This window comes from Paenibacillus sp. LPE1-1-1.1 (assembly GCF_040676435.1).
Lineage (GTDB): Bacteria > Bacillota > Bacilli > Paenibacillales > Paenibacillaceae > Pristimantibacillus.
This window is the reverse complement of record NZ_JBEGHY010000001.1, coordinates 1441493-1456666: the sequence shown is the minus strand read 5'-3', so window position 1 is coordinate 1456666 and position 15174 is coordinate 1441493. Positions and strand designations below refer to the sequence as shown.

Genomic DNA, 15174 nt, shown 5'->3' with positions numbered 1-15174 from the left:
TCCAAAATATTATGAAACATAATCACCGCTGTAACTGATGAGTACGGCGTTACGTACGCCTGAAAGCTCCGTTAATTGGTTAATAAAGCGGCCGGTTTCGTCGCGAAGACGAACCTCAAGCGTCATTTCGATATTGCCCTGCGTCACTGATTTTTGTTTGACGTTGTAACGTTTCACAAGTGAACCGATTTGCTCATGCACGAGCTGTTCCGTAGCATCGCTGTCACAGTTTACGACGAGCAGGTATGGCGATTCGACGGATCCGCCTTTGACGAAGAAGAACAGAATGAGACCAACAACGACAGAACCGATGACCGCTAGCGTAAAGAAGCCTGCGCCTGTTACAATACCTGCTACCGCAGCCCAGAACAAGAAGATAAGATCGGTTGGATCCTTGATCGGCGTTCTGAAACGAACGATGGACAGCGCGCCGACCATCCCGAGCGAGAGCACGAGGTTGGAATTAATCGCAATAATGACGACGGACGTAATCATGGTCATGCCGATTAGCGACACATTAAAGCTCTTCGAGTAAAGCACGCCGCTGAAAATTCTTTTGTACAGCAGGAATATGAAGAAGCCAAGCAGGAAAGCGACACCAAGCGTAATCAATATTTTGGACAGGCTGATGTCGGAAGAAAAGTTTTCGATCACTGATTTTTTAATAACGTCGGCAAAGCTTGTGGCTGTATCCGTTGTTGCGGCAGCAGTTGTTGCGGTTTCCATTTTAATAATCCTCCCAAGTGTTGAATTTCAGATGTTTTCGGCAGATCACATATTTTGAAGCGGATTGCCGGTTAAGGCCTTCGAGCTGCAAAGCTATTTTGATATAAGCAGGAATATAAGCATCGTATTTTACCTCTAGAATGATAAGATCATTGTCGAGGGCACGGATAGGCTCCAGGCTTTTATCAAAAATATCGACGGCATGCAGGCCGGTTCGCAGCTCCTTGTCAAAGGTGATCCGTACATTGCCGTTGTAGCAGACATAAGGCTCGCGGACGTAATCAACGATAACCTTCGGCCTCAGTAAGTGATGCTTCATTTCATTATGGATTTCGTTCAAAAGCGGCTTGTCCGGCTCTTTCAGCACATCATGGTCACCGGCCATGAGCCTGTCGTACATCTCTCTAGTAAGCGGCTCCTTCACCTTGGCGATATAGTCTTTGAACTTGATTTTTTTCTCGAAATGAATGACATGGTCTTGGCCGTTATAGATCCGGATGCGGTACTTCTCCCGGTCCCGGACGCCACCCAGCTTCTCATGCAGGGCTTTGTTGTTGATATCGTCAAAGTACAAGCTTCGGATATGGTATTCGCCGGTCGGACCGACATGCTTGTCGGGGTCCATCAAATCCTTCAGCCTCTGGCGGATAATAAAGTATTGATGATAATTAATGAAAAATTTCAATTCGTTGCGATAGTTTAAATCTTTGTTCATTTCACACCTCTTTACATGTTCAGCGCCCCTGATTGCTTACAAATGCAATTCTACTGGCCTTTACTTATTCTTAACTTAATGTCGGCTGAAAGATTGCTGAATGCGCGAAATGCAGGTTTATTGTTAAGATATAATGAAGAATAAGAGAGATATAGGAGTGGATAGTTTGAAAATGCGTAAAGACGTGCTAATCGTGCTGGCTTGCTGCGTACTGTTAATCGTAGGCGCAGTAGGAATGGAGTGGCTTCGGACGGATCATGCAAAAAAACCGACAGCGGTTGTGACCACGTTTAAGGGGGATCCGATGACAAGCCGTGCTTTTACTTGGTATAGCTCGAATTCGGAGGCTGACGCGATCGTGCAAGTCGTGAAAGGCGATGCAGCGAATGATTGGGAAAGTGAACAGGTCTTGACCTTTAAAGGCATGACGGCACCGGTTATTGCCGAAGACGCGAGTTTGGAACAAGCCGTTCATAAAGCAGAAGCTACCGGGCTTGAACCGGGAACGACCTATTCCTATAGAGTAGGGAGCGGGGAAGAGAAGAGCTGGAGCGATGCCGCTGTATTTCAGACAGAGGAAGCTGACTTGGAAAACGTAACTTTCATTAACGTAACGGATTCGCAGGGCGTCACGGAGCAGGATTTCTCGCTTTGGGGAAATACGCTGGATAAAGCCTTTGCGGCCTTTCCCGAAGCTGCGTTCATCGTTCATAACGGCGATTTGACGGAGGAGCCGTCAGATGAACAAGCATGGTCTTATTTATTTGAAAAAGCAAGCAAGTGGGTAACGAAGGTTCCGTTTATGCCGGTTACGGGCAATCATGATGAGGTTGACGGCAATGCGGAGCCGTTCGTTTCTCATTTCAACCTGCCGAACAATGGCGCGGAGGGCTCGATTCCGGGAACAAACTACTCCTATGATTACGGTCCCGTACACTTTGTTTTTCTTAATTCGGAATCGAACATTAAGGAGCAAACGGAGTGGCTGCGCAGCGATCTTGAGAATACGGATAAGACTTGGAAAATCGTCGCAATGCATCAAGGCCCATACGGCGGTAATACCTATAAGAAGGTGAAAGACTGGACGGAGCTTTTCGATGAGTTCGAGGTGGATTTGGTGCTGCAAGGGCATAACCATGAGTATTCGAGATCCTATCCGCTGCGTAACGGGAAAATCGTCAGAGACGGCGAAGCGGCCGTGCAAAACCGCGAAGGTACGGTTTATGTGGTGACGAATACGGCAGGGCAAAAGTTTAATGAGAAGAAAGAAGATAAATTTTACCATAAGGTGCATTTTCAGAACGAGAAGCAAATGTTCGCGGGCATCGTGATCAATGGAAAAACGCTGACTTATCAGGCTTATGATGTGGATGGCAAGAAGCGGGATGAGTTCGTGCTGGAGCACTAAAATCACGCCTAGGGGCAGCATCATGCAGCTCTTAACACTTATAAGAGGGCGTATTAAGAAATTTCTTTGTTTTTGGGGACGAAAATGACAACAAGGGCAGCCCAGCATTTGCAGGGCTGCCCTTGTGCTTAGAAGAAGTGAATATTATTGCGGGTGAAGCGGAAGTGAAATCCGGAAAGCCGTACCCTCGCCGGGCTTGCTGATTACCTCAATGGTTCCGCCATGGGCATCCACGATCGATTTGGTTATGGCAAGGCCTAAGCCGGCTCCACCGTTTTTCCGCGTTCGTGACGATTCGCTGCGATAGAAGCGCTCAAACAAATGGGGCAAATGGGCGGCTGCAATACCGGTTCCATTGTCCGTGATGCTGATGATCGCCTGATTTTCCCGGCGTTCAAGCTTTAATTTAATTGCGCCGGCTTCTGCATCGGTATGTTGAACCGCGTTAAGAAATAAGTTTAAAAGCACCTGCTTGATCTGATCGGAATGAAATTGGCCGCTTATGGCGGAGGCAATTTCAAATTCTAATTTGCGGTTTCCGGCAAGCAGCTGCAATTGCGGTTCCATTTCTAATAGCATCTCATCGAGCCTGGCCGTTGACAACTGGAGTTGCGGGGCTTGATCAAGTTTCGCAAGCGCGAGCAAATCCTCCACGAGCCTGTTGATGCGTTTGGATTCCAGCTGCATGCTGTTCAGCGCGCGATGGAGCTGATCAGGATTGGCGGCAGCCCCGCGCAGCAGCACTTCAAGAAACCCATGGATCGAAGTCAGTGGCGTTCTCAGCTCATGCGAAGCATCGGCAACGAACCGGCGCATTTTTTCGGTGGTTTTCCTCTCGGTTTCGAAGGAGGCATCCAACCGCTCAAGCATTCCGTTAAATGCATCTGACAAGCGATCGATTTCTTCCTGCCCTTGGCTTGCCGGTAAGCGTTTGGTCAGGCTGCCGGCATCGGTTTGCTGCGCGGCAAGCACGACGCGGGATAACGGATTTAACGTACGTCGAAGCAGCGGTAAATAAAGTGCGAGCCCAGCCGCAAGCGCTAGAACGGAAAGCCCTGTGAAGATAGCAAGCTGGGTCATAAGCAGCTGTTTTAGCGAATCGGTTTCCGTGCTTACTTGTATAATCCCCGCAGCTTTGTTTGGAGGTCCGGCATTCCGGAAGACGACAAGCTGCTCGATTCCTTCGGCATTGTCTAAAATTTTGTAATTAATCTGCTGGCGTTCTTGGAGCTGGTTCGAAATTTGGGCGTATTCCTCCGCTGACAGGAGCGGGGCGCTCGCCCCGGTATCCTTGGAGACATCGGTGACCGAACCGTCTGAATCAATGAAGACGATCGACAAGCCAGGCTGGTAAAACAGTGGCGAGTCCCGCCGCTCTCTTTGGGGGCGATCCGCTATGACTTCATCGCTATCCTTATTATCTGGCTCAGGATGGCCGGTATCCATTTCGCCTTTCGTGAACCAATCCATCGGCATGGCCATGATTTGGGTATTTAACGAATCGGCTTTATTTTTAATGATGAAGTCCTTCATAATAATGTACTGAAGAACGCCGATCAACAAAAGCAGTGCGGCTAAAATAAGCAAAGATCGGGATAAGAGCTGGTATTTGAGCGAGCGAGGGGCAAAAAACCTCGCGACGGCATGCGGAGTTCGGCGGCTCATGGCAGATCCATCCGATAACCGGCGCCTCGCAGCGTACGGATAAGCCGATGCTCCTTGTCGTTCAATTTATCCCGCAAGGAACGGATGTACACCTCAACGATGTTCTCTTCTCCTCCAAATTGATACCCCCAGACCTTGTCTAAGATGAGGGATTTGCTAAGCACGACCCCGTTATTCAAAATAATAAACCGAAGCAGCTCGTATTCCGTTGGCGACAGCTCAAGAATCTGTTCCATATAGATGAGCTCTTTGCGACGGTCATCCAGGCGGAACGGTCCATAAACGACCTCGCCCAGGAGATTGGGAAATTGATTGCGGAGCCTCGCCCCGATGCGCGCGAGCAGTTCGCTGAAGCTAAAGGGCTTAACCAAATAATCATCTGCCCCGAGCGTTAATCCTTTCACGCGATCCTCGACTTCATCCTTGGCCGTAAGCATAATAACCGCGATGTTATCTCCGGTTGCCCGAAGCGCCGCGCATACCTCAAAACCGTTCATGCCTGGCATCATAACATCCAAAATAACGACATGGGGCTGAAAAACGCTCGCTTCCTGCAGCGCGGACTCTCCGTCATAGGCGACGCGAATGTCAAAGCCTTCATTGATAAGACCCAGCTCCAAAAACTGTACGATATTCGGCTCGTCATCCACGAGCAATATTTTAATTCCTTTGAAGGACGTCATGTGTAATCCCCTTTCACTTAGATACCCATCTATTATCGGCTTTTTGAAGAAAAGATGCACCTGTTTACCTGCAAATTCAGCAAACTTTAAGTCGATAGTTGGAAAAAATAGGGTTTATAATCATGTGGATGTAAAAGGAATGAAAACAAAAAATTGGGGATATTAAAGTGGTGTTTGATAAAAGAAAAGAAAAGAAAAGAAAAGAAAAGGATGGTGTATTTTGCATGCAACAAAACAAAAAGGGATTAGCATCAAGTGAAACCGGCAATAAGATCGGAAGGCTTGCAGCAAGGTACATAGTTGCGGCATTATTGTCGATTGCGTTGATGGTCAGCATGCCTTACACAGGCCATGCGATTGGAAAGCATGCCAAGGGACCGGATGTGTATGTCATTCAAGGCATGTTGAAATCGATAGGAAGCTATTCGGGACCGATTGATGGTTACTATGGAGCCTCGACCGTGCGCGGCGTTAAATATTTTCAGAAAAAGCATGGGCTTAAGGCAACAGGCGCCGTGGATATAAAAACACTTAAATCGATTACCTATTCGTATACAGAAATGAAAACATCGATGAAGGCAAAAAGTAAAGCGAAATGGAAAGGAAAAGCGAAAGCGATCGGAAACGGCGGCGCAGGAGGCGGAGCTGGCGGTGGCGCAGGAGGCGGAGCTGGCGGTGGCGCAGGAGGCGGAGCTGGCGGTGGCGCAGGAGGCGGAGCTGGCGGTGGCGCAGGCGGTGGAACTGGCGGTGGCGCAGGAGGCGGAACTGGCGGTGGTGCTGGTGAAGGCGCAGGAGGCGGAGCTGGCGGTGGCGCAGGAGGCGGAGCTGGTGGTGGCGCAGGCGGTGGAACTGGCGGTGGCGCAGGAGGCGGAACTGGCGGTGGTGCTGGTGAAGGCGCAGGCGGCGGAGCTGGCGGTGGCGCAGGAGGCGGAGCTGGCGGTGGCGCAGGTGGCGGAACTGGCGGTGGCGCAGGCGGCGGAGCTGGTGGTGGCGCAGGAGGCGGAGCTGGCGGTGGCGCAGGAGGCGGAGCTGGCGGCATTGGCGGTGGCCAAGGCGAGAACCAAGGCAAATCTGGCGGAATCGGCGGCGGTAAAGGCGAGAACCAAGGTAAATCTGGCGGAATCGGCGGCGGCCAAGGCGGCAACCAAGGTAAGTCAGGCGGAATTGGCGGCGGCGAAGGCGGCAATGGAAATCTAGGCGGCGGGCAATCAGAGAATCAAGCACCGAATGGCGGTAACTCGGGCAACCCTGGTAAGGGTGGCAATCAATCCGAGAATCAAGCACCGAACGGCAGCCAACAGTAGATTTATCATGCGATAAAAAGGGGAGCGGATTATTATCCGGCTCCCTCTTTCTTTTTGATTCCGATTAGATGAATAAATGACCATTCGTTTAGGTGGAAAACTTTATTAAAAAAGGAACGTTCACCGGCAATCTGACATGCAAACGTTCCTTATTATTATGAATAAATAGCTTCTAAAGATTTTCTTTGGGCAGGTTTAATATTCAAAATCGAGCGGATACTTTGGGCCTGACGCTCAGCATCTTCAATGGATTGGGCTAAGCCTAGCTCGAGTAGAGTCCCGTAAGCAACCATTCCCGTACGGCCCTTGCCGCCTCCGCAATGAAACGCAACCTTTTTACCTTCTTTGTAGGACGCTGCTACTGCCTTGATGGCGGAGTGAAGTAATTCTTCTTGCGGAACGTTAGCCTCATCTCCGAGCGGTACCTTGATCCATTTCAAATCTTCGCCAACCGCAGCGCACTGTTCTGATTCTTCGCGCAAATCGACGACGACTTCAACCCCTTCATTATCCACCATGGTTTGAACGTCTTGGGCACCGCCCATATATATACGGCCAGGGATTAGTTCATGATAAGCTTTATTCATAGTAGAACTCTCCTCAGAATTAATATGCGTAACTTGTTATTGTCCTTCTTTCACAAACTTCTCGATTCGAGCCTTAATGGCGTTGCGAACGTTACGGAACTGATCCATGATTTCATCTTCGGTGCCGGTTGCTTTCGCCGGATCTTCGAAGCCCCAATGCCATTTCACCACATTCGGATTGGAAATAACAGGGCAGTGTTCGTCAGCGTGACCGCAAAGCGTGATTACAAAATGAGCGCGGTTCAAGATTTCCGGATCGATCACATTAGAAGAATTTTGGCTAATATCAACACCTGCTTCATGCATCACTTGAACGGCTCTGGGATTCAAACCGTGAGCTTCGAGGCCTGCGCTTTTCACTTCGTATTGTTCGCTGCCAAGGGCACGGAGAAAGCCGTCCGCCATTTGGCTCCGGCAAGAGTTACCCGTACATAAAAAATAAACCAGTTTCTTTTCCATTTTTCCTATCTCCTTTGAAATCATTTAGTGGATGATGCTGAGCCATAAGTAAAGGCCTGCTAATGTAATAAACAGAACGGGAAGCGTTAGTACGATTCCGATCTTAAAGTAATAGCCCCATGTTATCTTCACGCCTTTTTTGGACAGTACATGCAGCCATAGCAGGGTGGCTAACGATCCAATAGGCGTGATTTTGGGCCCTAGATCAGAACCGATGACATTCGCATAGATAAGAGCCTCCCGTAACACGCCATTTGTATTTGTGTTTTGAATAGCCAAAGCATCAATCATTACGGTAGGCATGTTGTTCATTATCGAAGAGAGGATAGCAGCAATGAAGCCAGTGCCGACCGCAGCCATAAATAAGCCTTGATCCGCTGTCCATTGAAACACTTTGCCAAGCTGATCCGTGAGGCCGACATTCCGTAATCCGTAAACGACGACATACATCCCGATTGAAAATACGACAACCGACCAAGGTGCGCCCTTGATGACGGCTCCTGTATGAATAGCCGGGCTTTTCCGTGCAGCAATAATAAATACGATGGCTGCTGCGCCTGCAACAATCGATACGGGAATATGGATAAACTCGCTTACGAGGTATGCAATCAATAAAACGGATAGCACAACCCATGACAGCTTAAACATACGCATATCTTTTATTGCTTCACGAGGCTTTTTCAGCTGGTTAAGATCATAGCTCTTGGGGATGCTTTTCCTGAAAAATAGGAATAAAACCAGCAAGCTCGCACCGACTGCGAAGAGGTTTGGAAACATCATCCGGCTCGCGTATTCGGCAAATCCAATGCCAAAGAAGTCAGAGGAAACAATATTGACCAAATTACTGACCACGAGCGGCAAGGAAGCCGTATCCGAAATAAATCCGCTTGCCATAATAAAAGGCAGAATCATGCGGTCGTCGAATTTTAAAGCTCTAACCATGGCAAGGACTATTGGCGTGAGTATGAGCGCAGCGCCGTCATTGGCAAAAAAGGCGGCGACGGCTGCGCCAAGCATTACGACATAGGAAAACATAAGGAAACCATTGCCTTTGGCAAAACGGGCCATATGCAGTGCCGACCATTCGAAAAAACCAATCTCGTCCAAGATAAGAGAAATAAGGATAACAGCGACAAATGCTAAAGTCGCGTTCCAGACAATACCGGTTACGTCCCACACGTCGTTAAAATCAACAACGCCAAACACCAGGGCAAGTAAAGCGCCGCCAACGGCAGAATAGCCGATATTCAAGCCTTTTGGCTGCCAAATGACGAATAACAGTGTAATAAAAAAGATAAGGGATGCGATAACTAACATAATTCCTCCTAAATTAAATGCAGCAGTCGGGACTCGATTTTTTTAACTGTTCCTTCATTGAAGGCAGTACATCTAAGATGCCATGCAGATAAGGTTTATCGTCAACGCTTAGAGAATAATAAATCCATTGTGCTCGTCTCGTCTCATTAACCAGACCGCCGACTTTCAGCTTCCTCAAATGTTGGCTTACATTAGGCTGCGTTGTTTCAAGAATCGATACGATATCGCACACGCACATTTCTTGCTCCTTTAGCAGGGCAAGTATCGTAAGGCGAGTCTTGTCAGACAAAAGCTTCAATGTCTCAGCCAGAGCGTCTATTGATTGAACCATGCAATCACTCCTTCAAAGCTATGTATTGTGAAAAAGATTCCGCTTGTTGACTTTACATAGGATCACGTCTTCCAAAGTATATTATACATAGCTGATTATATAAGTAAAGTGTTATATGAGTATAAACTTATATAAAAAGAGAAAAGAAAATTATTTGCAGTATGCAAGTATATATATTATGATTCTCGTATGAGGTGAATGAATGTGGAAAATATTCGCGAGCTAGTTCAAATTATGACACGCCGCTTTGGATTTCTTAACAAAAATTGCTGTTCCGCTGGAGGGTGCGATATTTCCTTGGTCCAAAGCCATATTCTTTACGAAATCGACCATCAGCATAAACCATCCATCCAGCAGGTCGCTGAGGCGTTGGGCACCGATATTACTACGTTCAGTCGGCAAGTCCAATCCTTAATAAAAATGGGTTTGGTGAAAAAAGCGCCTGATCTGGACGACCGCAGAGTGTACGTTCTTTCATTAACGACGGAAGGCAAGTATGTGGCGGCGACGATTGACCAGCAAATGAACGCTTATTTGGATGAAGTCTTCTCTCACATGAATGATTTTGAAAAAGAAACGGTCATTCGTTCCATCAAGTTGTTGAATGATGCCATGAGCAAATCTAGCCAATGTTGTACCACCCCAATCGGGTGATTTCTTTTGCATAATACTTGCAAATTGCAAATAATAATAGAAGATCATTGTTTCCATATTTAAAGAAATGAATGCCGTGCAGGGCAACACCGTCAGCTTGCTGATGTGAATGATAAATGATTTCGATGAGGAGTGAATGTTCATGAATCAAATCAGTAAAGATCAAATTCGTCAAAACGTCCGTACCCGTTACAAAGAAATTGCTTTGCAGCCGGCGGAAATCGAATCCTGTTGTGCGCCAAGTTCCAGCTGCAGCGTTTCGCCTGCTAATTATGGTGATGTTTCTGCCAAACTCGGTTATTCAAACGAGGAATTAAGCGATGTCCCAGGCGGAGCAAATCTTGGCCTTGGCTGCGGCAATCCACAAGCGATTGCGGAACTTCAACCAGGGGAAGCCGTACTCGACCTTGGCAGCGGCGGCGGCTTCGACTGCTTCCTCGCTTCGCGTCAGGTAGGAGAGACCGGTAGAGTGATCGGCGTAGACATGACGCCAGAAATGGTGAGCCGAGCCCGAGCGAATGCTGCCAAAAGCAGCGATTTTTCGAACACGGAGTTCCGATTAGGGGAAATTGAACATTTGCCTGTATCGGATCAGGCGGTGGATGTTATTATTTCGAACTGCGTCATTAATCTATCCCCGGATAAGCAGCAGGTGTTCGATGAATCTTTCCGAGTACTGCGTTCCGGCGGCCGCCTTGCGATTTCGGATATCGTCACGACGGCGGAGCTTCCTGCGGAAATTAAGAATGATATGGACGCGTTGTATTCCGGGTGCATTTCCGGGGCTTCATCGGTTGACGAAGTGAAGGCAATGTTAATTCAAAGCGGATTTACAGATGTGGTCGTGGAACCGAAGGATGAATCGAAGAGTTTTATCAAAGACTGGGTCCCGGGATCAAAAGCTGAGCAATACATTGTTTCGGCCGTGATCAAAGCGGTAAAACCATAGTTTAAGGTACAAGTGTAAAATAATCAGGCCTTACCAGCATGGAAGAAAGGGACCTCTTGCGGAGAGGCCCTTTTTTATTTTGCGGGTAATCGTCGTTGTCCCATTTCCAAAATGATTAAAATAATGCGCTTCAAGCTAAAAAAACATACATACGCCTTTTTTATGGCCATGCTACGCTGGTTATCTGTACGTTTACTGCGCAAGCCTATGCAGCATCATGAATGATAAGGGTACAGGACAAACAAATAAGGAGGCAAAGTAAGTGGTCATACACAATCCGATCTTGCCCGGCTTTAACCCGGATGCATCCTTCCTGCGCGTGGAGGAAGACTATTATATTGCAACGTCTACCTTTGAATGGTTTCCGGGTGTTCAGCTTTACCATTCCAAGGATTTGGCGAACTGGGAGCTGCTGCCTCATGCGCTGACCCGCACTTCGCAATTAGACCTGAGAGGCAATCCAAGCTCAGGCGGCATTTGGGCACCGGCGCTTTCTTATGATATCGGTCTTTTTTATTTATTGTTTACGGATGTAAAGGGCCGCAAGGGCGTCTATAAGGATTTGCATAATTATTTGGTAACGTCAGAGAGCATGAGCGGACCATGGTCCGAGCCGGTTTATTTGAACGGCAGCGGTTTTGATCCTTATTTATTCCATGATACGGACGGGACCAAGTGGCTGCTGAATATGCAGTGGGATTTCCGGGACGGCCATTCCCGGTTTGGCGGTATTCTGCTTCAGCAGTACGATCCCATAGAGCAGCGGCTTGTCGGACCTGTGAAGAAAATATACGAGGGCACGGATCTAGGCGTGACCGAGGGACCCCAAGTGTTTAAACGGAACGGTTATTATTATTTGTTGGTTGCAGAGGGAGGCACAGGGATTAACCATGCCGCTACGTTAGCCCGCTCGCGTCAATTGGAAGGTCCTTACGAAACAGACCCGTCCTATCCGATATTGACAACCCAAGGTGCTCCTGATTATCCGCTGCAAAATGCAGGCCACGGCATGGTAGTAGAAACACAAACCGGCGAATGGTATATGACGCATATTTGCAGCCGCCCCTTTGCAGGCACAAAGCTTAACCCGCTCGGCAGGGAAACGTCGATTCAGCGCTGCTGCTGGACAGAGGATGGCTGGCTCCGCCTGGAGCATGAGGGGAAATTGCCTGCACTCACGGTACCTGCTCCGCAGCTTGCGCCGCATCCGTTTCCCATTCAGCATGCGAAGGATGACTTCGATCTGCCTAGTCTAGGCTATCACTATCAAACGCTGCGCGCTCCGGCCGAAGACACGTGGCTCAGCCTGACGGAGAGGCCTGGATACTTAAGGCTCCGCGGCAGGGAATCGCTGCATTCCTGGCATCAGCAGAGCATGGTTGCGCGGAGATTGCAGCATTTCAACTGTACGGTAGAAACGCGTATGGAATACGAGCCTGAGCATTTCATGCAAATGGCGGGGCTTGTCTTTTATTATGACGAGCTGGACTATTTTTATTTACGCGTTACGCAGGACGGAGAAAACGGACGGAAACTTGGTTTGATCACAAGCATTCAAGGAAAATACAGCGAAAATAGAGAGCATGAGCTCTCTGTCGATGGTTGGGATGCTTATTATTTAAAGGCGGTTGTTCACGAGAGGTCGCTGCGCTTCTACGGCGCTGAAGACGGTAAGACCTGGCAGCAGGTTGGAGAAGTGCAGGATACAGGCGTTTTGTCCGACGAGTTCGGAGGGAAGCTGGGTTTTACCGGCACGATGATCGGCTTATGCGCACAGGACATCAACGGAACAAAGAAGCATGCGGATTTTGATTATTTGAGCTATGTAACGGAAGTTGAATAATAAGACTAAATAACCAGCCGTTTGGCTTAGCTTGCTCTTCGGCGCAGCAATGATCTTAAATTAACGGCATACCGTCCTTAAAAAACTTCATTTAAGCTGTCGGAATTTGATGATAATCTTAGATCAAGGAAACGGGATTGCACAAGATGATGCGCACATCTTACATGACAATTCCTCTTAAACAGCGGAAATTAAAGGGAGGTCAAATGAATATGGCTAAAAAATCATTTTTGAAATTGGTAACTCTAATGTTGGCATTGACCGTGATCTTGACCGCATGCGGCGGCAATAATACGGCTTCGCCAAGCAATAATGCAGGCACATCGGAGAATCCGACAGACGCGCCGCAGAAAGAAGTAAGCTTCACGCTGGCTTACGCAACAGGTGACCCGGCAACGAAAAAAGCAATTGAAACGACGATTGATGCCTTTACGGCAAAAAATTCTCATATCAAAATTGTTAACTATAGCGAAACGACTTCGGCTTCTTATCTAGATTGGCTTAAAACCAAAGATGCGGTAGGCCAATTCCCTGATCTCGTAGAAATGCGCGACACCAAAGTATTCGTTGACGCAGGAAAAATCGTAGAGCTTCCGGAAGATCTCCGCAGCTTGTTCTCGATCCTGCCGGAATATGATGGCAAAATATACAATGCTCCTCTTACGGGCACAGCGCCGCAGGGGATTATTTACAGCAAGAAAGCCTATGCGGATGCAGGCGTAACCGAGCTTCCAAAAACGTACGATGAGTTTTTAGCGATCCAAGAAAAGCTTGCGGCTACCGGCATTTCGCCAATCGTAGTCGGCGGCAAAGATATTTTCCACATGGGCTTCTGGACAAACTTCTTCTTCATCAACGAGGTTTATTCCAAGGATCCGGACTGGAACTCGAAGCGCACGGCACAAACGGCAAGCTTTACGGATGCCGGCATGGTTCAAGCGGTAACCGACTATAAAGAGCTATTCAGCAAATACGTGGATAAAGGCTGGCTCAGCACGGCTGACAACCAAACAGCTTCCATTCTAGTGAGCGGCAAAGCGGCTCAGTTGTTCTCCGGTCCTTGGATGTTCGGACAAATCGCGGAAGCCGATCCAAGCTTCGAGTTTGGCTTCTACGCCATCCCTGACCGCAGCGGCAAAGTGAATATTAACCAACTGCCTAACCTTGCTGGCTGGTCGCTATCGGCTCAGGGAGCCAAAGACCCGGATAAAGCGGAAGCGATCAAAGCGTTCATCAAATTCTTCTTTGAGCCGGAGCAATACGGACCATACCTAGCTACCGTAAACGGCATTCCGACGACATCGGCTGAAGTGACTTATGAAACAGGCGAGCAAATGCAAGAAGTCATGAGACTGGTTGGCGATTCCGCGGTGAACAAATCGTTAGGCCTGGCGAACTGGTACGGCGATAATGCGATTCCTCCGCAATTCCGCAACTGGTATTACAAGCTTCTTCAGGAGCTCGTATTGAAAAACGGCGACGTAACGGAATACATGAAAAAAGCTGACGCAGAATACGACAGCAATGTAAAAGCCAATCAGCAATAAGACTTGCGCCGTAAGGAAAGAAGGTCAAAAAGAGCAGCCTCTGCTTACGCGGAGGTTCTCTTTTTATCAAGAACTTAGGAGGTAGGAGAGCCATGATTGCCCAGCTAAAGAAAAAGAAATGGACAAATTATGCCATTTGGTTTATATTGCCCGCATTTCTACTATATACGGCTTTCGTCATCGTCCCGACGCTGAGCAGCGTATATTTAAGCTTTACCTCATGGGATGGGCTAAGCAGCAATATCCGGTACATCGGACTTGATAATTTCAAGGAAATCCTAAGCAGCCCAAGGGTTCACAATGCTTTGAAAAATACGCTGATCTTCGCGTTCTCACTCGTGATTTTGGAAAATGCGCTAGCCTTGCTGCTTGCCATTTTAGTAGATCAGGTGCGTTGGTTCCGAAACTTTTTCCGCAGCATCTTCTATTTTCCGGTATTAATGAGCGGTATTATTATGGGCTTTATTTGGATGATCATTATGAATTACAACTTTGGCGTTTTAAATCAATTGTTGGATATGACAGGCCTCGGTTTCCTGAAGGCAGACTGGTTGGGAAATCCCGATTTCGCTTTAATCGCGATTATTCTCTCAACCGTGTGGAAGGCAGCCGGTTACTATATGGTCATTTATTTGGCAGGGCTCCAAGGCATCCCGCAGGAATTGCATGAAGCGGCGAGCATTGACGGCGCTAACCGCTGGCAGCAATTCCGAAGCATTACTTTCCCTTTGCTCGCAGGGGCGATGACGGTATGCTTGATGCTCTCCATGATCGGCTCACTCAAAATCTTCGATCAAATCGCGGTCATGACCGACGGCGGTCCGGGATTCGCAACCGAAACGTTGACGTATATCATTTATAAAGTCGGCTTCGGCGAATTGAGGCAGGGCTTTGGTACGGCGCTTTCGATGGTGCTGTTCCTGCTGACGCTTGCGATCTCCTTGATTCAAATGAAGGTTCTTCGGAAAAGAGAGGTGCAAATGTAG

At 48.1% G+C, this 15174-nt stretch carries 15 protein-coding genes; 7 read left to right on the top strand and 8 right to left on the bottom strand.

Going from position 1 to position 15174, the window contains the following annotated elements:
* Positions 1 to 9 precede the first annotated feature (9 nt).
* Together MRBLPE1_RS06295 and MRBLPE1_RS06290 are read right to left on the bottom strand one after the other, a co-directional pair.
* Entirely contained in the window at positions 10 to 726 is a 717-nt protein-coding gene (locus MRBLPE1_RS06295) for a DUF4956 domain-containing protein (protein ID WP_364142925.1), read from the bottom strand.
* A 1-nt stretch (position 727) separates the two neighbouring features.
* On the bottom strand, positions 728 to 1441 hold the full coding sequence (locus tag MRBLPE1_RS06290) for a polyphosphate polymerase domain-containing protein (RefSeq protein WP_364142923.1): 714 nt from the start codon (positions 1439 to 1441) through the stop codon (positions 728 to 730).
* Positions 1442 to 1613: 172 nt separating this feature from the next.
* On the opposite strand from MRBLPE1_RS06290, the gene MRBLPE1_RS06285 reads away from it, so the two are divergent.
* Complete coding sequence (locus tag MRBLPE1_RS06285; protein ID WP_364144536.1) at positions 1614 to 2849, top strand: purple acid phosphatase family protein; 1236 nt, start codon at positions 1614 to 1616, stop codon at positions 2847 to 2849.
* Positions 2850 to 2993: 144 nt separating this feature from the next.
* Here the strand turns inward: MRBLPE1_RS06285 and MRBLPE1_RS06280 are convergent, their stop codons facing one another.
* Together MRBLPE1_RS06280 and MRBLPE1_RS06275 are read right to left on the bottom strand one after the other, a co-directional pair.
* Complete coding sequence (locus MRBLPE1_RS06280) at positions 2994 to 4514, bottom strand: sensor histidine kinase (RefSeq protein ID WP_364142920.1); 1521 nt, start codon at positions 4512 to 4514, stop codon at positions 2994 to 2996.
* Positions 4511 to 5197, bottom strand: a complete 687-nt coding sequence (locus MRBLPE1_RS06275) for a response regulator transcription factor (protein WP_364142918.1) — start codon at positions 5195 to 5197, stop codon at positions 4511 to 4513. Before MRBLPE1_RS06275 ends, MRBLPE1_RS06280 begins: the two co-directional genes overlap by 4 nt.
* A gap of 224 nt (positions 5198 to 5421) precedes the next feature.
* On the opposite strand from MRBLPE1_RS06275, the gene MRBLPE1_RS06270 reads away from it, so the two are divergent.
* Entirely contained in the window at positions 5422 to 6501 is a 1080-nt protein-coding gene (locus MRBLPE1_RS06270; protein WP_364142916.1) for a peptidoglycan-binding domain-containing protein, read from the top strand.
* A 155-nt stretch (positions 6502 to 6656) separates the two neighbouring features.
* Here MRBLPE1_RS06270 and MRBLPE1_RS06265 read toward each other — a convergent pair whose 3' ends face one another.
* Genes MRBLPE1_RS06265 through MRBLPE1_RS06250 form a run of 4 tightly spaced genes read right to left on the bottom strand, consistent with a single transcriptional unit; the run spans position 6657 to position 9195 of the window.
* Complete coding sequence (locus tag MRBLPE1_RS06265; protein ID WP_364142914.1) at positions 6657 to 7088, bottom strand: protein-tyrosine phosphatase family protein; 432 nt, start codon at positions 7086 to 7088, stop codon at positions 6657 to 6659.
* Positions 7089 to 7124: 36 nt separating this feature from the next.
* The gene (gene arsC, locus MRBLPE1_RS06260) at positions 7125 to 7547 is read right to left on the bottom strand and encodes an arsenate reductase (thioredoxin) (RefSeq protein WP_364142911.1); all 423 of its coding nucleotides are present in this window, start codon (positions 7545 to 7547) and stop codon (positions 7125 to 7127) included.
* 24 nt (positions 7548 to 7571) lie between these two features.
* On the bottom strand, positions 7572 to 8864 hold the full coding sequence (locus MRBLPE1_RS06255) for an arsenic transporter (RefSeq protein WP_364142909.1): 1293 nt from the start codon (positions 8862 to 8864) through the stop codon (positions 7572 to 7574).
* A 13-nt stretch (positions 8865 to 8877) separates the two neighbouring features.
* Positions 8878 to 9195: an ArsR/SmtB family transcription factor gene (locus MRBLPE1_RS06250; RefSeq protein ID WP_364142907.1), complete on the bottom strand. Its 318-nt coding sequence runs from the start codon at positions 9193 to 9195 to the stop codon at positions 8878 to 8880.
* Between the two features lie 204 nt (positions 9196 to 9399).
* On the opposite strand from MRBLPE1_RS06250, the gene MRBLPE1_RS06245 reads away from it, so the two are divergent.
* From MRBLPE1_RS06245 to MRBLPE1_RS06225, 5 genes are all read left to right on the top strand, one after another.
* The gene (locus tag MRBLPE1_RS06245; protein ID WP_364142905.1) at positions 9400 to 9849 is read left to right on the top strand and encodes a MarR family winged helix-turn-helix transcriptional regulator; all 450 of its coding nucleotides are present in this window, start codon (positions 9400 to 9402) and stop codon (positions 9847 to 9849) included.
* A gap of 142 nt (positions 9850 to 9991) precedes the next feature.
* Positions 9992 to 10798 (top strand): arsenite methyltransferase, encoded by an 807-nt coding sequence (locus MRBLPE1_RS06240; protein WP_364142902.1) that lies wholly within the window; start codon positions 9992 to 9994, stop codon positions 10796 to 10798.
* A gap of 262 nt (positions 10799 to 11060) precedes the next feature.
* On the top strand, positions 11061 to 12641 hold the full coding sequence (locus MRBLPE1_RS06235) for a glycoside hydrolase family 43 protein (protein WP_364142899.1): 1581 nt from the start codon (positions 11061 to 11063) through the stop codon (positions 12639 to 12641).
* Positions 12642 to 12853: 212 nt separating this feature from the next.
* The gene (locus MRBLPE1_RS06230; RefSeq protein ID WP_364142896.1) at positions 12854 to 14188 is read left to right on the top strand and encodes an ABC transporter substrate-binding protein; all 1335 of its coding nucleotides are present in this window, start codon (positions 12854 to 12856) and stop codon (positions 14186 to 14188) included.
* Positions 14189 to 14280: 92 nt separating this feature from the next.
* On the top strand, positions 14281 to 15174 hold the full coding sequence (locus MRBLPE1_RS06225; protein ID WP_364142893.1) for a carbohydrate ABC transporter permease: 894 nt from the start codon (positions 14281 to 14283) through the stop codon (positions 15172 to 15174).

Bases quoted from the DNA above. Each gene is read 5' to 3' on its own strand.
- MRBLPE1_RS06295 (WP_364142925.1), bottom strand. From the start codon at position 726: ATGGAAACCGCAACAACTGCTGCCGCAACAACGGATACAGCCACAAGC.
- MRBLPE1_RS06290 (WP_364142923.1), bottom strand. From the start codon at position 1,441: ATGAACAAAGATTTAAACTATCGCAACGAATTGAAATTTTTCATTAAT.
- MRBLPE1_RS06285 (WP_364144536.1), top strand. From the start codon at position 1,614: ATGCGTAAAGACGTGCTAATCGTGCTGGCTTGCTGCGTACTGTTAATC.
- MRBLPE1_RS06280 (WP_364142920.1), bottom strand. From the start codon at position 4,514: ATGAGCCGCCGAACTCCGCATGCCGTCGCGAGGTTTTTTGCCCCTCGC.
- MRBLPE1_RS06275 (WP_364142918.1), bottom strand. From the start codon at position 5,197: ATGACGTCCTTCAAAGGAATTAAAATATTGCTCGTGGATGACGAGCCG.
- MRBLPE1_RS06270 (WP_364142916.1), top strand. From the start codon at position 5,422: ATGCAACAAAACAAAAAGGGATTAGCATCAAGTGAAACCGGCAATAAG.
- MRBLPE1_RS06265 (WP_364142914.1), bottom strand. From the start codon at position 7,088: ATGAATAAAGCTTATCATGAACTAATCCCTGGCCGTATATATATGGGC.
- arsC (WP_364142911.1), bottom strand. From the start codon at position 7,547: ATGGAAAAGAAACTGGTTTATTTTTTATGTACGGGTAACTCTTGCCGG.
- MRBLPE1_RS06255 (WP_364142909.1), bottom strand. From the start codon at position 8,864: ATGTTAGTTATCGCATCCCTTATCTTTTTTATTACACTGTTATTCGTC.
- MRBLPE1_RS06250 (WP_364142907.1), bottom strand. From the start codon at position 9,195: ATGGTTCAATCAATAGACGCTCTGGCTGAGACATTGAAGCTTTTGTCT.
- MRBLPE1_RS06240 (WP_364142902.1), top strand. From the start codon at position 9,992: ATGAATCAAATCAGTAAAGATCAAATTCGTCAAAACGTCCGTACCCGT.
- MRBLPE1_RS06230 (WP_364142896.1), top strand. From the start codon at position 12,854: ATGGCTAAAAAATCATTTTTGAAATTGGTAACTCTAATGTTGGCATTG.
- MRBLPE1_RS06225 (WP_364142893.1), top strand. From the start codon at position 14,281: ATGATTGCCCAGCTAAAGAAAAAGAAATGGACAAATTATGCCATTTGG.